Source organism: Neopararhizobium haloflavum (assembly GCF_002750855.1).
Taxonomy (GTDB): Bacteria; Pseudomonadota; Alphaproteobacteria; order Rhizobiales; family Rhizobiaceae; genus Georhizobium; species Georhizobium haloflavum.
The window spans coordinates 470988-487014 of sequence record NZ_NWUC01000002.1 but is presented as its reverse complement, the minus strand read 5'-3'; the positions used below and the strand labels follow the sequence as shown (position 1 = coordinate 487014).

At 61.3% G+C, this 16027-nt stretch carries 13 protein-coding genes and 1 tRNA gene; 7 read left to right on the top strand and 7 right to left on the bottom strand.

Features of this window, described 5'->3' with window-relative positions:
- Window positions 1–17 precede the first annotated feature (17 nt).
- Both CN673_RS06765 and CN673_RS20860 read left to right on the top strand, forming a co-directional pair.
- A complete protein-coding gene (locus tag CN673_RS06765) occupies window positions 18–947 on the top strand; it encodes a branched-chain amino acid ABC transporter permease (protein WP_198585938.1) in 930 nt (309 codons plus the stop codon).
- A gap of 330 nt (window positions 948–1277) precedes the next feature.
- Complete coding sequence (locus CN673_RS20860; protein ID WP_157928816.1) at window positions 1278–1454, top strand: hypothetical protein; 177 nt, start codon at window positions 1278–1280, stop codon at window positions 1452–1454.
- A gap of 104 nt (window positions 1455–1558) precedes the next feature.
- Here CN673_RS20860 and CN673_RS06760 read toward each other — a convergent pair whose 3' ends face one another.
- The 3 genes from CN673_RS06760 to cpdR1 form a co-directional block, all read right to left on the bottom strand.
- Window positions 1559–2413 carry a MipA/OmpV family protein gene (locus CN673_RS06760; protein ID WP_099865454.1) on the bottom strand — a complete coding sequence of 285 codons (855 nt, stop codon included), beginning with the start codon at window positions 2411–2413 and terminating at the stop codon, window positions 1559–1561.
- Between the two features lie 148 nt (window positions 2414–2561).
- Window positions 2562–2636 (bottom strand) — tRNA-Val (locus CN673_RS06755).
- Window positions 2637–2731: 95 nt separating this feature from the next.
- Entirely contained in the window at window positions 2732–3091 is a 360-nt protein-coding gene (gene cpdR1, locus CN673_RS06750; RefSeq protein ID WP_099865649.1) for a response regulator CpdR1, read from the bottom strand.
- A gap of 252 nt (window positions 3092–3343) precedes the next feature.
- Between cpdR1 and CN673_RS06745 the strand changes: the two genes are divergently transcribed.
- Both CN673_RS06745 and hisN read left to right on the top strand, forming a co-directional pair.
- Window positions 3344–4228 (top strand): N-formylglutamate amidohydrolase, encoded by an 885-nt coding sequence (locus CN673_RS06745; protein WP_245409810.1) that lies wholly within the window; start codon window positions 3344–3346, stop codon window positions 4226–4228.
- 196 nt (window positions 4229–4424) lie between these two features.
- A complete protein-coding gene (gene hisN, locus CN673_RS06740; RefSeq protein WP_099865453.1) occupies window positions 4425–5198 on the top strand; it encodes a histidinol-phosphatase in 774 nt (257 codons plus the stop codon).
- A gap of 5 nt (window positions 5199–5203) precedes the next feature.
- On the opposite strand, the gene CN673_RS06735 is transcribed toward hisN, so the two are convergent.
- On the bottom strand, window positions 5204–6202 hold the full coding sequence (locus CN673_RS06735; RefSeq protein ID WP_099865452.1) for an alpha/beta fold hydrolase: 999 nt from the start codon (window positions 6200–6202) through the stop codon (window positions 5204–5206).
- Window positions 6203–6656: 454 nt separating this feature from the next.
- On the opposite strand from CN673_RS06735, the gene CN673_RS06730 reads away from it, so the two are divergent.
- Window positions 6657–7121: an Hsp20 family protein gene (locus CN673_RS06730; RefSeq protein ID WP_099865451.1), complete on the top strand. Its 465-nt coding sequence runs from the start codon at window positions 6657–6659 to the stop codon at window positions 7119–7121.
- Window positions 7122–7184: 63 nt separating this feature from the next.
- On the opposite strand, the gene CN673_RS06725 is transcribed toward CN673_RS06730, so the two are convergent.
- The 3 genes from CN673_RS06725 to CN673_RS06715 all read right to left on the bottom strand — a co-directional run bounded on the left by CN673_RS06725 (window position 7185) and on the right by CN673_RS06715 (window position 9163).
- Window positions 7185–7628: a DoxX family protein gene (locus CN673_RS06725; protein WP_099865450.1), complete on the bottom strand. Its 444-nt coding sequence runs from the start codon at window positions 7626–7628 to the stop codon at window positions 7185–7187.
- Between the two features lie 74 nt (window positions 7629–7702).
- Window positions 7703–8041: a hypothetical protein gene (locus tag CN673_RS06720; protein WP_099865449.1), complete on the bottom strand. Its 339-nt coding sequence runs from the start codon at window positions 8039–8041 to the stop codon at window positions 7703–7705.
- A gap of 72 nt (window positions 8042–8113) precedes the next feature.
- Entirely contained in the window at window positions 8114–9163 is a 1050-nt protein-coding gene (locus CN673_RS06715) for a threonine aldolase family protein (RefSeq protein ID WP_099865448.1), read from the bottom strand.
- 560 nt (window positions 9164–9723) lie between these two features.
- Between CN673_RS06715 and gltB the strand changes: the two genes are divergently transcribed.
- Together gltB and CN673_RS06705 are read left to right on the top strand one after the other, a co-directional pair.
- Window positions 9724–14421 carry a glutamate synthase large subunit gene (gene gltB / locus CN673_RS06710; protein WP_099865647.1) on the top strand — a complete coding sequence of 1566 codons (4698 nt, stop codon included), beginning with the start codon at window positions 9724–9726 and terminating at the stop codon, window positions 14419–14421.
- 136 nt (window positions 14422–14557) lie between these two features.
- The gene (locus CN673_RS06705) at window positions 14558–16012 is read left to right on the top strand and encodes a glutamate synthase subunit beta (protein ID WP_099865646.1); all 1455 of its coding nucleotides are present in this window, start codon (window positions 14558–14560) and stop codon (window positions 16010–16012) included.
- The last annotated feature ends 15 nt before the right edge of the window (window positions 16013–16027 follow it).

The following is a 16027-nucleotide window of genomic DNA, read 5'->3' as shown; positions in this document are numbered from 1 at the left end:
AGCCACGGGACAAGACGATGGGCATGCCCCGTCATCACATGCTGATTTTCGCCTGCCTCTTCGTCTTCATGTTGGTGGCGCCGTTCCTGCTCTACCCGATCTTCCTCATGAAGGTGATGTGCTTTGCGCTGTTCGCAGCGGCCTTCAATCTGCTCCTTGGCTTCGGCGGGCTGCTGTCATTCGGTCATGCGGCCTATTTCGGATCGGCAAGCTACATCTCGGCCCACGCGGCCAAGGTCTGGGGGCTGACCCCTGAACTTGCGATCCTCTGCGGAACCGGCACGGCGCTCGTGCTCGGCATCGTCATCGGGTCGTTGGCGATCCGCCGGCAGGGAATCTATTTCGCGATGGTGACGCTCGCCTTCGCGCAGATGGTCTATTTCTTCTCGCTGCAGGCCGAGTTCACCGGTGGCGAGGACGGCATCCAGGCGGTGCCGCGTGGGGAGCTGTTCGGTCTGCTGAACATTCAGCCCGACCGGGTTCTCTATTATTTCGTGCTCGCCATCACGTTCGGTGGCGTCCTCGCCATTTACCGCATCATTCACTCGCCATTCGGACAGGTGCTCAAGGCGATCCGAGAGAACGAGCCGCGGTCGATTTCGCTTGGATATCACGTCAACCGCTACAAGCTTGCGGTGTTCGTGATCTCGGCGACCTTCGCCGGCCTTGCCGGCGCCACCAAGGCACTCGTTTTCCAGCTGGCATCGCTCACCGACGTCTATTGGACGATGTCAGGCGAAGTCGTCCTGATGACGCTGCTTGGCGGAATGGGCACGGTGTTCGGTCCGCTTCTCGGCGCCGGGATCATCGTGGCGATGCAGAACTATTTTGCTTCCTTCGGCGCCTGGGTGACCGTCATGCAAGGGGTCATCTTCGTTCTGGGCGTGCTGCTCTTCCGGGAAGGCATCGTCGGCGTGATCGCGCAACGGATCAAGAAGCCGCTCTGACCAGCCTGATGACTGCGATGACACCACGGCGCGGGTCGATGACAACCGGCCCCCTCGGCTGTCAGGTCGATCCTTTGGAATTTACGATAATTCTTTCGACCGGCCGGTGAAGTTGTAACCTATTTGCTACACATTTCGGCCATCTTCGCTGATGGGTGTGGATTTGCGATTTTGGTCGGAACCGCGGCCCCATTTGGGGGTTAAGCCCGCGTGGCCGATGCCACAGCACGGGACCTTGCCTGTTTCAGCCGCCGCCAATACGGCAAAAGCGCGGCGCGAATGGGAAAGGGTTCGGATCCCAGTTTGGATGGACGAGAAGGAAACAACAAAATGTCTGCCACCACCCAGAGGGAAAGCGTCGCCAGTGCCCTTCGCCCCGTCGTTGTCGTTGTCGTGACCGCGAAGATGATGATCGCCGGCTTCCTCGTGGCCAGCATGGCCGGTTTCGTACCGATGCCCGCGACCGCCGAACAGCCGACCACCGTCTACATTGCCGACCAGCAATAAGTTACTGAATACGGGAGAGGCCGAGCCGGTCTCTCCTCAAGTGGCATTGCGAAACCGCGCGCTGAGATCTGTCCGGCAGGTCCGCAGTTGCGATGGCGCACCCCTTACCTGACCGCTCCGAATGTATAGCTGAGGCCAATGCCGCCGCGGAACTGATCACGCGAGGCGGTGATGGGGCTGTCCGCAGCATCGCCGATCAGACGACTATAGCCGGCGCTCGCCTTGAAGCCCGCACGATCGGTCAGTTGATAGTTCATCTCCAGATCGATCCCGACAGACTTGAACCCGCCTTCGGCCTCGTATGCCGAGAGTCCCGATGCAGCGCTTTGTGCCGGCGTTATTCCGAAGAACGTTCCCATATAGTCGTCAGAGGCGTAGGAGGTACCAAGGCTCGTTCTAAGGTCCAGGCGGTCCGAGAGCATGGTCTTGGTTCCTGCCTCGAGCTTGATCTGGTAGCCGGCATCGTCCTGCCCGCTCACCTGGCGCTGATAGACCGCATCGAAGAAGAACGGCTCCAGCCTGTAGCCACCATAAGCGCCGAGCAGCAGCCCGCCATCGAGGTCACCGAGCCCACGCAACAAATCGGCGTCGTCTTCGTCGCGGCCGAATGTGTAGCCGACGACAGGCCCGGCATCGAAGCCACCCTGGCGCAACAAGGCGAAACGAACATCGTCCGGTCCCTTGATTGAAACACGTGAGCCGAACCCGCCTTCGCCATCGGAGTGGAATTTCGGATAGACCAGCGGAAAGCCGGTCACGCGGTATTCGTCAGATCCTTCATAGGCGGGTGTAACGAAACCGAGGCCGCCGACGACGATGCCGAATCCGGGCTGCGTCGCGAGCGGCGATTCGGCCGGCTGTGGCGGTGGCGCTGGCGCCACCTGGTCAGCGGCCCGCCCAGGGCCGGCGAGCAGTACGAGGCTTGCCATGCTGAAAGTCAGAAAGTATCGAAACGCCATGCTCGTCCTCGTCGCTTGACAACCGAAGGTAAGCCACTGGGTAGCGTGCGGTTGTGCTCGGCACAACAGCTCATCGCGTTGATATTCCAACGGGATTGTTCCCGCGCAAGAGGCGTCGAAACGATGATGCAATATTGATGGGATTGGATGGTGGGCGTGACTGGGATTGAACCAGTGACCCCTACGATGTCAACGTAGTGCTCTCCCGCTGAGCTACACGCCCATCCGTGAGGCGGCATAGACCACAAAAGACTTTGCCGCGTCAATAGGCGAAAACGCCTAAAACTGACCCCTTTGGAAAAGGAATCTGACGGCCTGTCAGGCCGCCTCCAGCATCTTCTGGACCTCGTTGACGAGGTCGCGCAAGTGGAACGGCTTGGAGAGAACCTTGGCGTCTTTCGGCGCATTGGAGTCGGGGTTCAGCGCCACAGCGGCAAAGCCGGTGATGAACATGACCTTGAGGTCGGGATCCAGTTCGGTCGCGCGCCGCGCCAGTTCGATCCCATCCATTTCCGGCATCACGATATCGGTCAGAAGGAGAGAAAATGGTTCCTCGCGCAGGCGATCATAGGCACTCGCACCATTGTCGAAAGACCGGACGTCGTAGCCTGCCTTTTCGAGCGCCTTGACGAGAAAGCGCCGCATGTCGTTATCGTCTTCCGCGAGAAGAATCTTCATTCTCTGTCGTCCCTGGATGTCGTCGTCGGCCGTCATGAAGAAGGCGCCTCCTGCTGCCACAAAAACAACATTTCGGTAAATATCTGGTGAATGGTATCCGGCAAGAGCTGCGTCCCTGTGTCGATGGCACACGCTTGTGGCCCTTCCATGCCTATGGACAGCCCGAAAGGCAACTGGCAACATGAAACTGCGCGCATCAGGGGCGGCAAGGCTGCCGCCCGTTACTGCGCAACAGAGGAAGGATCAGGGCATTTGAGTGAGGCCGTCTTTGATCGCGAGCCGTTCGAAGTGCGAATGGCGGCCCGTCAGAGCACCCCCCTTATCTTCAATTCTCCTCACAGCGGCCGCATCTATCCAGAGGCGTTTCTCAAGCAATCACGCCTTGACGCGCGCCGCATCCGCAAGTCCGAAGACCACTATGTCGACGAGCTTTTTTCCCACGCCGTGACGGCAGGGGCGCCGCTGCTCGTCGCACATTTTCCCCGCGCCTTTCTCGACGTCAACCGCGAGCCCTACGAACTCGACCCGAAGATGTTCGACGGCAAGTTGCCCTCCTACGCCAATGTCGGCTCGACACGCGTTGCTGGGGGCCTTGGCACGATACCGCGCCTCGTCGCCGAGAACATGGAGATCTATGCCCATCGTATCCCGGTTGCCGACGCGCTCGCCCGCATCGAGACGCTTTATCGCTCTTATCATGCCTGTCTGAGGCGCCTGATCGCGCGCACACATGTTCGGTTCGGACAAGCGGTGCTGATCGATTGCCATTCCATGCCGGCGAGCATCCGCACGTCTGCAACCGGGCCACGGCCTGATTTCATTATCGGCGATCGCTATGGGACGAGTGCTTCGCAGGATTTTTCCCGCGCTGCGGCGCTTTTCCTCCAGAACCTCGGCTATACCGTGACACGCAACAAGCCCTATGCCGGTGGGTTCATCACTGAGCACTACGGCCGGCCGACCCATGGCCTGCACGCCATCCAGATCGAAGTGAACCGCGGTTTGTACTTTGATGAGGAAAAGCTTGAAAAGAAGCCGAGTTTCGACCTGATACACGGCGATCTCTGCGATTTCATCGACGCCATGGTCGCTCTCGTCGCCGACCAGCAAGCCGTCCGGCCCCTCGCAGCCGAATAGCCAAAAAAAACCGCGCCGGTGAAGACGCGGTTGAAGTCTAGGGAGGAAACGCCCAAAGAGAGGGCATTGCAGCGAACTGCCCAATGAATGTATTGCTGCGCCGCACAAATGTCAATCAAGCCATTAGTGCTGGTTTTCGCAGGTGCAGCATACTTTAGTCCCATGCGGGCCGGGCAATGAGAGGACCCTCCACCCAATGATCCCCGACACCGCCTTTCTGGTCCGGCTGGCCGATGCCGCCGCCCGCGAAACCCTCCCGCGCTTTCGCACCGGCACGGCAGTGACCAACAAGCTGTCAGGTGGATTCGATCCCGTAACCGAGGCCGACCGCGCCGCGGAGTCCGTCATTCGCACCATGATCGCCGAAACGTATCCCGATCACGGAATTCTGGGCGAAGAGCACGGGAGCGAGGGCGCGGACCGCGATCATGTCTGGGTGATCGACCCGATCGATGGCACGCGTGCTTTCATCTCCGGGCTGCCTGTCTGGGGCACGCTGGTCGGCTTCTACCAGGAGGGCCGGGCGATGATGGGTGTCATGGACCAGCCCTTCATCGGCGAGAGATTTGTCGCGGACGGCACCAAGGCCCGATACCGCGGCCCCGCCGGTGAAAGCGTTCTGGCTGTGCGCGACTGTCAAAACCTCGCCAACGCAACGCTTTTCACCACCTCGCCCAAGATATTCGCTGGCGACCGAATAGAAGCGTATGAAGAGGTCGAACGGGCGGTGACGCTCGCGCGCTACGGATGTGACTGCTACGCCTATTCGCTTCTTGCCGGAGGCCATATCGACATCGTCATCGAATCCGGCCTGAAGGCCTACGATATCGGCGCTCTGATACCGATCATCGAACAGGCCGGGGGCATCGTGACCACATGGGATGGCGGGCGGCCAGAAGCCGGCGGCGACATCATCGCCTGCGGCAGCGCTGCCGTCCACGGCGAAGCCCTGGAACTGCTCAAGCGTTGAACTGCTCAATCGTTGACGGCCCGGTCGCGCTGGCCGTGCTCCCCATGAATCGGCCGCGATGCGCCGGGCAGGAACGCCTCGATCGCCGCAAGAGCCTGTTCCCGGTAGAGATCCTTCTCCTGAAACAACTCGTGGCGGGCACGATCGATGGTGATGATCCGTCCGGCACGAAAATAGCTGCCGAGTTCCTCGATCTCGCGGATCGGAACGATACGGTCGGCACCAGCGGCGAGAATGAGGGTCGGAATACGAATCGATGCCAGATGCGAAGGTTCTCGCGCCTGCCGCATGGTGCGTATTGCCTCGTTGATCCAGCGAGCGGTCGGGCTGGAAGGCGATAGCACAGGCGCAACGCCAAAGATCGCCTGGTTGCGCCTGAACCTCGTCTCGTCGTGGGTGAGCCGATTGTCCTTGAACGGCTGGTCGTGGCGGTTGCGTGCAACCAGCCGACGCCCGAGACCGAGTTTCGTCATCAGTGCGGTCATCAAGCCGATGCTTCCCAACCCGAGGCGCTGATCTCCAAGCGCGATGAACGGCGCGCAAAGCACCATCCTGTCGATTCGATTGGAAAGTCGCGGCGCCGCTGAGAGCGCGACAAGCGCGCCCGTCGAATGGGCTACGATGAAGAACGGCAGTCGCGCATCCGGCAGGACGATCGACTCCAGAAAATCCTCAAGATCTGCCTCGTAATCCGAAAACCGGCGCACATATCCCGCGCTGTGGCTGGTCATCAGCCGTTCCGAGCCGCCCTGTCCGCGCCAGTCGAATGTGGCGACCCACAAGCCCATTCGATTGAGGTCGGCAATCGTCTCGTAATACTTCTCGATACATTCGTTGCGGCCCTGCAAAAGCACCACCGTGCCCTTGGCGACTGAAATGTCCGACTTGAAGATCGCATAACGCAAGCGTTTGCCGTCGCGGCTGTCGAAATGGCCGGCGATGTGACGGCCGCCGTCGCTGTCGGGAAAAGGATTGTGGGGTGTCTGGAAGAGAATGTCGTCCATTGCCTCGTCGCTTGCATCGAAGGCGCCAGCGCGCCGGTCACTTCAATGCCTTAGCAGAAAGATCGATACAAAGGGCAAGGGAGAAAAAAGACCGGAAGCGCGGGAGCGATATGATTCTCGCGCCTCCGGCCGATGACTGGAGGGAAGGGACGTTACACTCCAGCCAGTCAGGATTTCGTTGTCCCGACGGTGGGGACTATGGTCCATGGCGTCTGAACGCGATCCGAACCCGATGTTCATCTCGCATTCATGTGAGAAACGGTGCGAGACGCCCTCTTATTCCCTCTGTAACGAGAAAAATTTGACCCCGCCCAAATCCTCTTGAACGCCGGCAAACCCGTGCCCATCTAGGCTTTGCGGACGCCTTTTGCGGGTCCGTGGTCCTCCGTCCGCCGCATCGGGGATGGAAGGCCGGATTGCAACAATCATGAGTCGCTCAAGGAGGACTTGAACAATGCGTCACGTAGATTTTTCCCCCCTCTACCGCTCCACGGTCGGTTTCGATCGCCTGTTCACGATGCTGGACAGCCTTGCCCAGCCAGATCAGGGACAAACCTACCCGCCCTACAACATCGAACGCACCGGCGAGAACGCCTATCGAATCACGATGGCTGTGGCCGGGTTCGGTGAAGACGAACTGTCGATCGAAGCGCGAGAGCACACGCTGACGGTCAAGGGCGAGAAGTCCGACGAAAACGGCGACGATGGCAGCGAATTTCTGTATCGCGGTATCGCCAAACGCGCCTTCGAGCGGCGTTTCCAGCTCGCCGATCATGTCGAGGTGCGCGGTGCCTCGCTCAAGAACGGGCTCCTGCACATCGATCTCGTTCGCGAGATACCCGAAGCCATGAAGCCGCGCCGGATCGCCATTGAGGCAACTTCCGGCAAGGCAAAGCAGATCGAAGCGCAGAACGCTTGAAGCTGCGCTACAATCCCGCTGAGGTTCACGGCGTCCCTTTAGGGACGCCGTTTTGGTATCAGCTCATAACTGTCGACCGATCCTTGCGTCGACGGAGTGGGAATTGGCACCGCGAATGACGAAATAGAACGTCATCGCCGCCCACAGGATCGACTTTTCGGCGCCGCCATAGCCTTCTCCCTGGACGAGCCAGTGAAACCAGACCGTCACCAGCAGCACGATCGTGGCGGCGAAAGCGGCCGACCGGGTGAAGAGGCCGATCGCGATCAGAATGCCGCCGAGGAATTCGGTCGCCGAGAGCAGCGGCGACCATAGTGTGCCGGGATAAAATCCAAGACCTTCGACCATGCCGACTGCGCCGAACGGGTCCATGATCTTGGGCAGGCCATGCGTAACGAGCGCCAGACCGGCGACCACGCGCAGCAATGTCTCGGCCAGTTCCGATGATCCGGCGTAGAGCGGCCCAAGGGCGGGGATGATGAGCTTCTGATTGGTTGTCTTCGTCATTGATGTATCCTTGAGGTACGCGCCCGACCGGGATCCCCGGTCTGCGCGGCAAGTTGGGAGAGCGAATTCTGCGGCTAGATTTGCAGCGTGATGCGCCGCTTGGGCGGCGGCGTGGGGTCATCTGGATAGTGGTCCCGCCGTGATGGATCGGCCGATGCGAATTCAACTTCGATCATGCTCTGGACGATCGCCAGGGCCGAAGGCTGCGACGGTACCGTCGCAGCGCCGCAGCCGATCTTTTTGCCAGACGATGTCGGTGCCAGGACCGCCGGCGCCAAACCGGCGGGGCATTCGGCGACGCTCTGCTGCGAGGGGCAAACAGCCTCTCTGGCGCTCACCACTCCAGCGATCGCCGGACCGAGAAGGCCGGCGATCAGTACAAGGAACAGAAGGAGGGACCCGAACCGCTTCATGGCGCATCCCATAGTGGACGCCCGTTCCTTCAACAATTGCAAAGCGCCGAACGCTCCGTTCAGGAATCGGCGCTATGCGACAAGGCCAAGAAAATCATCGACGTCCTTGGGGCGGGTTGCAAAGCTGGTGACGAGGCGGATCAGCATCTCGTCCTCGCCGATCAGGCCGCCCAGGGAACGCGGCGCCGGCCAGTCGTAGAAGACGGCGCCTTTCGCCTTTGCCGTATCCGCATCGGATTTACGGATGATGGCGAAAACCTCGTTGGTGTCGGGTTGCCAGCCGAGCCGCGCGCGCTTTGATGTCTTGAGACCGTCGCGAAGCCGCACCGCCATCTCGTTCGAATGGCGTGCAAGTTCGAGCCAGAGGTCGTCCTTGAAATACGCCTCGAACTGGGCCGCGACGAAACGGCTCTTCGAAAAGAGCTGCGCGGCACGTTTGCGGATGAAGGGCAGGTCGCGCGCCTTTTCGGGGTCCATGAAGACAAGCGCTTCCGCACACCAGCAGCCATTCTTGGTGGCGCCGAAGGAGACGACATCGACGCCACGCTTCCATGTCATTTCAGCCGGCGTCATGCCGAGATGAACCAGCGCATTTGCGAACCGGGCACCGTCCATGTGCAGCGGAAGGCCGTGCTGGCGGGCAATCCCGGCGATGGTCTCGATGGCGGGCCCATCGTAGACCGTTCCGATTTCGCTCGCCTGCGTGATGGAGATCGCCATCGGCTGGCCCGTGTGCACCGAGCCGGGCGGGAAGCGACCGATTTCCGATTTGAGCACGGCGGGGTCCATCCGGCCATTCGGCCCGTCGACAGGAACCAGTCGGCCGCCATGCGTGAAAGCTTCGGGCGCGCCGCATTCGTCTTCGATGATGTGCGCTTCGCGGTGACAGAAGGAGACGCCGCCCGGACGGTTGACGCTGGCCAGCGCTAGGGAGTTGGCCGCCGTTCCCGTACCGACGAAGAAGACCGCCACTTCTCGCTCGAAGATGTCGTTGAACTTCGCCTCGATTGCCTTGTCGAGGTCGCTCGATCCATAGGCTGCGGCAAAGCCGGCAGCGTGGTGCGTCAACGCCTCGGCGATTTTGGGGTGGGCTCCGGCCCAATTGTCGGATGCAAAGTGCATGACGGCGATTTCCTGTCGTCCACGGTTTCAGGGTGCGGGGGCAGGCATAGGCGCTGGCGGGCGGAAGAGCAATCGCTCCATGCCCGGCGGCGCTTTGTGTCTCGCTCTGCAGCATCCTCGACCGAAAGTTGCGCCATTAGAGGCGGTTGCGGCAATATTTGTGCCCATGACGGCATAAAAATCGACTGCAGAACTTGCCTCCACATTCGCTTTCTGGCATAGAGCCTCGGAATAGGACAGCAAGCCTGTCCTATTTTCGCCGTGGCAGCCGCCCCTATGACGGCGGCACGATCGCACTATAATGAGCGTCACGACGAAAGCGCGGCGAGAGCCGGCCGAGACGGGAAGGCGGGCGGACGGCGCTTCTGGCGTATTGTCTGGAGCAACAGCAGCAAAGTGGTGCGCGGCCATTTCGGCGAACGAAAGGCCGCCAGCTTCTGCGACCCCGCCGATGGTTCGACTCGGAGCATGGAATTGGAATCGAAGCCCCGCAGGGGCGCTGACAGGAGGTAGGCACGATGACGACGAAACGTTCGCCATCTGACAACTTGATTTCCGCGATGCCCGCTTCGGGGCGCGATGAAAAGTGTGTGCCCGCTCGAACGGCCCATTCGGCATTCGGTTTGCCTCCGGCGCAGGGGCTTTACGATCCGCGAAACGAGCACGATGCATGCGGCGTCGGCTTCATTGCGCATATGAAGGGTCAGAAATCCCATCAGATCATCGCTGATGGACTGGCCATGCTGGAGAACCTGACGCACCGCGGCGCGGTCGGTGCCGATCCGCTCATGGGCGATGGCGCCGGGCTTCTCGTGCAGATTCCGCATGCCCTCTTCAAGGACGAGATGGCAGCGCAGAACGTGACGCTGCCCGAGGCCGGCCACTATGCTGTCGGCTATCTCTTCATGCCGCAGGATGACGCGCTGCGCGCGCATATCGAAAACATCATCGCCGACGTGGTGGCCGAAGAGGGCCAGGAGCTTCTCGGCTTCCGTGATGTGCCGACCGACAATTCGTCGCTTTCCAAAGCGCCGCACATCGCAGCCACCGAGCCCCATCACCGCCAGGTGTTCATCGGCCGCAATCCTGAACTCGTATCCGAGCAGGATTTCGAAAGGCGGCTCTTCATCCTGCGCAAGGTCATCTCCAACCGCATTTATGCGGAGACGAACGGGGTCGACAACGGTTTCTATTTCGTGTCGTTGTCCTCGCAGACCATCGTCTACAAGGGCATGTTCCTTGCCTACCAGGTCGGCGCCTACTATCCGGACCTGAAGGACGAACGCTTCACGTCGGCCGTCGCCCTCGTGCACCAGCGTTTCTCGACCAACACCTTCCCCTCGTGGAAGCTCGCGCACCCATACCGCATGGTTGCGCACAATGGCGAGATCAACACGCTGCGTGGCAACGTCAACTGGATGGCGGCGCGTCAGGCATCGGTGAGCTCGCCGCTGTTCGGCAAGGATATCGAGAAGCTCTGGCCGATTTCCTATGAGGGACAGTCCGATACGGCCTGCTTCGACAATGCGCTCGAATTCCTCGTTCAGGGTGGCTATTCGCTGGCCCACGCCGTGATGATGCTCATCCCCGAGGCATGGGCTGGCAACCAGCTGATGTCGAACGAACGCAAGGCGTTCTACGAGTATCACGCCGCCCTGATGGAGCCATGGGATGGACCCGCGGCGGTCGCCTTCACCGATGGACGGCAGATCGGCGCGACGCTCGATCGCAACGGTTTGCGGCCGGCGCGCTACATCGTCACCGATGACGACAGGATCATCATGGCGTCCGAGGCCGGGGTTATCACCGTGCCGGAAGAAAACATCGTGTCGAAGTGGCGCCTCCAGCCGGGACGCATGCTGCTCATCGACATGGACAAGGGCCGCATCGTTTCCGACGACGAGGTCAAGTCTGAAATCGCAAACATGCACCCCTACAAGGACTGGCTGAAGCGTACGCAGCTGATCCTGGAAGAATTGAAGCCGGTAGAGCCGCGCGCGCTGAGGCGCGACGTGTCCCTTCTCGATCGCCAGCAGGCCTTCGGCTACAGCCAGGAAGACACCAAGATCCTGATGGCGCCCATGGCAACGACCGGCCAGGAGGCAATCGGATCGATGGGCACCGATACGCCGATCTCGGCGATGTCGGACAAATCCAAGCTGCTCTATACCTATTTCAAGCAGAACTTCGCGCAGGTGACGAACCCGCCCATCGACCCGATCCGTGAAGAGCTGGTCATGAGCCTCGTCTCCTTCATCGGGCCGCGTCCCAACATTCTCGACCACAAGGGCGCATCGAAGCGCAAGCGGCTTGAAGTCCGCCAGCCCATCCTGACGAACGGTGATCTGGAGAAGATTCGCTCGATCGGCCATACCGAGGATCTTTTCGATACCAAGACCCTCGACCTGACCTACCCGTCCGAAGAGATGGCGGAGGGGATGGAGGCCGCGCTCGACCGTCTGTGCCAGCGTGCCGAGACTGCCGTGACCGGCGGCTACAACATCATCGTGCTCTCGGACCGTCAACTCGGCCCGGATCGGATCGCCATACCCGCATTGCTGGCGACGGCAGCCGTTCATCACCACCTCATCCGCAAGGGCCTGCGCACCTCCGTCGGTCTCGTCGTGGAATCGGGAGAGCCGCGCGAGGTCCACCATTTCGCCTGTCTGGCCGGATACGGCGCGGAGGCGATCAACCCTTATCTTGCCTTCGACACGCTGCTCGAAATGCACAAGCGCGGCGAGTTCCCGCCAGAGGTCGAGCAGCACGAAGTGGTCTCGCGCTACATCAAGGCGATCGGCAAGGGCATCCTGAAAGTCATGTCCAAGATGGGCATCTCGACCTACCAGTCCTATTGCGGGGCGCAGATTTTCGACGCCGTCGGGCTGTCGAGCGCCTTCGTCGACAAGTATTTCACCGGGACGGCGACCAAGATCGAAGGCGTCGATCTCGCGGAGGTCGCGGAGGAAACCCGCCGCCGGCACGAAGCGGCCTTCGGCCCCGATCCGGTCCTGGCCCACTCGCTCGATATTGGCGGTGAGTACATGTATCGCCTGCGCGGCGAGGGACATGCCTGGACACCCGACGCCGTTGCAACGCTTCAGCACTCCGTTCGTGGCAATGCTGAAGACAAGTATCGTGCGTTCTCGGCGCTTGTGAATGAGCGCGAAGCACGAATGAACACCATTCGCGGCTTGTTCTCCATAAAGTCCGCCGAAGATGTGGGGCGCAAGCCGGTCCCGATCGATGAGGTCGAACCGGCCGCCGAGATCGTCAAGCGTTTCTCGACGGGAGCCATGTCCTTCGGCTCGATCAGCCGCGAGGCGCACACGACATTGGCCCGCGCGATGAACCAGATCGGCGGCAAGTCCAACACGGGCGAGGGCGGCGAAGAGGCCGACCGGTTCCTGCCGCTTGCCGACGGACGGGCTAACCCGGAACGTTCCGCCATCAAGCAGGTGGCCTCGGGCCGCTTCGGCGTGACGACGGAGTATCTCGTCAATTCGGACATGATCCAGATCAAGGTCGCACAGGGCGCCAAGCCCGGCGAGGGCGGCCAGCTGCCTGGTCACAAGGTCGATGCGACCATTGCCAAGACACGCCATTCGACTCCCGGCGTCGGCCTGATCTCGCCGCCGCCGCACCATGACATCTATTCCATCGAGGATCTGGCGCAGCTCATCTACGATCTGAAGAACGTCAATCCAGCATCCGATATTTCGGTGAAGCTGGTGTCGGAGGTCGGTGTCGGCACCGTGGCTGCCGGCGTGGCCAAGGCGCGCGCCGATCACATCACGATCTCAGGCTTCGATGGCGGAACCGGGGCGTCCCCGCTGACGTCGCTGAAGCATGCCGGCAGCCCCTGGGAGATGGGGCTGGCCGAAACGCATCAGACGCTGGTGCTCAACGGGCTGCGCTCGCGCATCGCGCTGCAGGTCGACGGTGGTCTGAAGACCGGCCGCGACGTCATCATCGGCGCCATGCTCGGGGCCGACGAGTTCGGCTTTTCCACTGCACCGCTGATTGCGGCCGGCTGCATCATGATGCGCAAGTGCCATCTGAATACCTGCCCCGTCGGCGTTGCCACCCAGGACCCGGTTCTCAGAAAGCGCTTCAAGGGCGCGCCCGAGCATGTGGTGAACTATTTCTTCTTCCTGGCAGAAGAAATCCGCGAATATCTTGCAGCGCTCGGCGTGCGCAAGCTCGACGAAATCATCGGACAGTCTGATCTCCTCTTCAAGAACGACCTGATCGATCACTGGAAGGCCAAGGGGCTCGACTTCACGGGGGTGTTCTTCAAGCCCGATGCGCCGAAGGAAAAGACTTATTGGACCGAACGCCAGAACCATCCGATCGATGATGTTCTGGACCGCACGCTGATCGAGAAGGCGGCGCCTGCGCTTGAGAACAAGCAGGCCGTTGAGATCGATGTGTCCATCCGCAACGTAGACCGGTCGACCGGAGCAATGTTGTCGGGCGCGCTGGCGCTGCGCCACGGCCACAAGGGACTTCCGGACGACACGATCAACGTGACGCTGCGCGGTACGGCGGGCCAGTCCTTCGGCGCTTTCCTCGCGCGCGGCATCTCTTTCGAGCTCGTGGGTGACGGAAACGACTATGTCGGCAAGGGTCTGTCCGGCGGTCGCATCGTCGTTCGCCCACCGGACAACTCAAGGGTCGTCGCCGAAAAGTCGATCATTGTCGGCAACACCGTGCTCTACGGCGCGATCGAGGGCGAGTGCTATTTCCGCGGTGTCGCGGGAGAGCGTTTCGCCGTCCGTAACTCTGGCGCCGTCGCGGTGGTCGAGGGGGTCGGCGATCACGGCTGCGAATACATGACGGGCGGCGTGGTCGTCGTGATCGGCGAGACCGGGCGCAACTTTGCCGCCGGCATGTCGGGCGGGGTTGCCTATGTGCTCGACGAGGACAACACATTCGCCACGCGTTGCAACATGGCGATGGTGGAACTGGAGCACGTGCCCGAAGAGGACGATATTCTGGAAAAGCTGCACCATCACGGCGGCGATCTGATGCACAAGGGACGTGTTGACGTCTCTGGCGACATGACCCGGCACGATGAGGAGCGCCTTGTCCAGCTCATCTCCAATCACATGCACTACACCGGCTCGACGCGTGCCAAGCAGATTCTCGACGAGTGGGCAGACTACCGCGGCAAGTTCCGCAAGGTCATGCCGGTCGAGTATCGCCGCGCGCTCGAGGATATGGAGCGCATGCGCATGGGCATGGCGGCCGAGTAGCGAACATATGCGGATGGCGCTCCCGTGCCGCCCTGAAGGCGCGGGGGCCAGCGGCCGGCTGCATCTCGGCCGGTGTCCGTCTCACCCAACATTCTTGCCGTAATCTGAAGAGGCGGCACCAATGAACGGAAGCGACATGGGTAAGGTAACAGGTTTTCTCGAGATCGACCGGCAGACCGCCAAGTATCAGCCGGCCTCCGACCGGATACGGCACTTCAAGGAATTCGTCATTCCGATGTCGGATTCCGAAATCTCCAAGCAGGCGGCGCGCTGCATGGATTGCGGCATTCCCTATTGTCACGGTCCGACGGGTTGTCCCATCCACAACCAGATTCCGGACTGGAACGATCTCGTCTATAACGACAACTGGGACGAGGCGATCCGCAACCTGCACTCCACCAACAACTTCCCGGAGTTCACCGGACGCATTTGCCCGGCGCCGTGCGAAGAGGCGTGTACGCTGAACCTTGAGGACGTGCCTGTCGCGATCAAGACGATCGAACAGGCGATCGCCGACAAGGCCTATGAGCGTGGGTTCATCGTGCCGCAGCCGGCGAGCCGCAAGACGGGCCGGAAAGTGGCGGTCATCGGATCGGGACCAGCCGGCATGGCCGCGGCGCAACAACTTGGCCGGGCTGGGCACGAAGTGCATGTCTTCGAACGCGAAGACAGGATTGGCGGCCTCCTGCGCTACGGGATTCCCGACTTCAAGATGGAGAAGCATTTCATCGACCGCCGGGTCGAGCAGATGGAAGGCGAGGGTGTGACCTTCCACTGCGGCGTCAACATCGGCGTCGAGAAGACCGTGGAACAGCTGAAGGCGGAGTTTGACGCGGTACTCTATGCGGGCGGATCGGAAACGCCGCGGGACGCCGGCATTCCAGGCGTTGACCTGGATGGCGTTCATGATGCGATGCCTTACCTCGTCCAGCAGAACAAGCGCGTGGCCCGCCGCTCGATCGAGTCCACCGGATGGCCCTCAGAGCCGATCATCGCGGCGGCAAAGCATGTCGTGGTAGTTGGCGGCGGCGATACGGCGTCGGACTGCGTGGGAACGGCATTCCGCCAGGGCGCGGTGCGGGTGACACAGCTCGATATCCGTCCGCGGCCGCCGGAAAAGGAAGACAAGCTTGCCGTCTGGCCATTCTGGGCGACGAAGATGCGAACATCGTCATCCCAGGCAGAAGGCGCGCAGCGCGAGTTTCAGGCGGGCACGCTCGAATTCGTCGGCGAGGACGGCAAGCTGGTCGGAGTGAAGTGCTGCGAAGTCGACGAGAAGCGCGAGCCGATCGCCGGCACCGAATTCGTCATCAAGGCCGATCTTGCGTTCATCGCCATCGGCTTCAGAGGTCCGTTTTCCGACAGTGTGGTCAAGGACCTCGAAGGCCAGCTTTCGATCGGCAAGGATCGTCGTGGCTCGACTTTCGTCGAGGCGAACGACGAGGACTACCAGACGTCGGTCGACAAGCTTTGGGCAGCTGGCGATGTGCGTCGCGGCCAATCGCTGGTCGTATGGGCCATCCGCGAAGGACGGCAGGCGGCCCGGGCGATCGATCTCGAGTTGATGGGCTCGACCATACTTCCGCGCTGACCCCAAGCGCCGACC

Excerpts from the sequence above, each read along its gene's own strand:
- CN673_RS06765 (WP_198585938.1), top strand. The coding sequence starts at position 18 with ATGGGCATGCCCCGTCATCACATGCTGATTTTCGCCTGCCTCTTCGTC.
- CN673_RS20860 (WP_157928816.1), top strand. The coding sequence starts at position 1,278 with ATGTCTGCCACCACCCAGAGGGAAAGCGTCGCCAGTGCCCTTCGCCCC.
- CN673_RS06760 (WP_099865454.1), bottom strand. The coding sequence starts at position 2,413 with ATGGCGTTTCGATACTTTCTGACTTTCAGCATGGCAAGCCTCGTACTG.
- cpdR1 (WP_099865649.1), bottom strand. The coding sequence starts at position 3,091 with ATGAAGATTCTTCTCGCGGAAGACGATAACGACATGCGGCGCTTTCTC.
- hisN (WP_099865453.1), top strand. The coding sequence starts at position 4,425 with ATGATCCCCGACACCGCCTTTCTGGTCCGGCTGGCCGATGCCGCCGCC.
- CN673_RS06735 (WP_099865452.1), bottom strand. The coding sequence starts at position 6,202 with ATGGACGACATTCTCTTCCAGACACCCCACAATCCTTTTCCCGACAGC.
- CN673_RS06730 (WP_099865451.1), top strand. The coding sequence starts at position 6,657 with ATGCGTCACGTAGATTTTTCCCCCCTCTACCGCTCCACGGTCGGTTTC.
- CN673_RS06725 (WP_099865450.1), bottom strand. The coding sequence starts at position 7,628 with ATGACGAAGACAACCAATCAGAAGCTCATCATCCCCGCCCTTGGGCCG.
- CN673_RS06720 (WP_099865449.1), bottom strand. The coding sequence starts at position 8,041 with ATGAAGCGGTTCGGGTCCCTCCTTCTGTTCCTTGTACTGATCGCCGGC.
- CN673_RS06715 (WP_099865448.1), bottom strand. The coding sequence starts at position 9,163 with ATGCACTTTGCATCCGACAATTGGGCCGGAGCCCACCCCAAAATCGCC.
- gltB (WP_099865647.1), top strand. The coding sequence starts at position 9,724 with ATGCCCGCTTCGGGGCGCGATGAAAAGTGTGTGCCCGCTCGAACGGCC.
- CN673_RS06705 (WP_099865646.1), top strand. The coding sequence starts at position 14,558 with ATGGGTAAGGTAACAGGTTTTCTCGAGATCGACCGGCAGACCGCCAAG.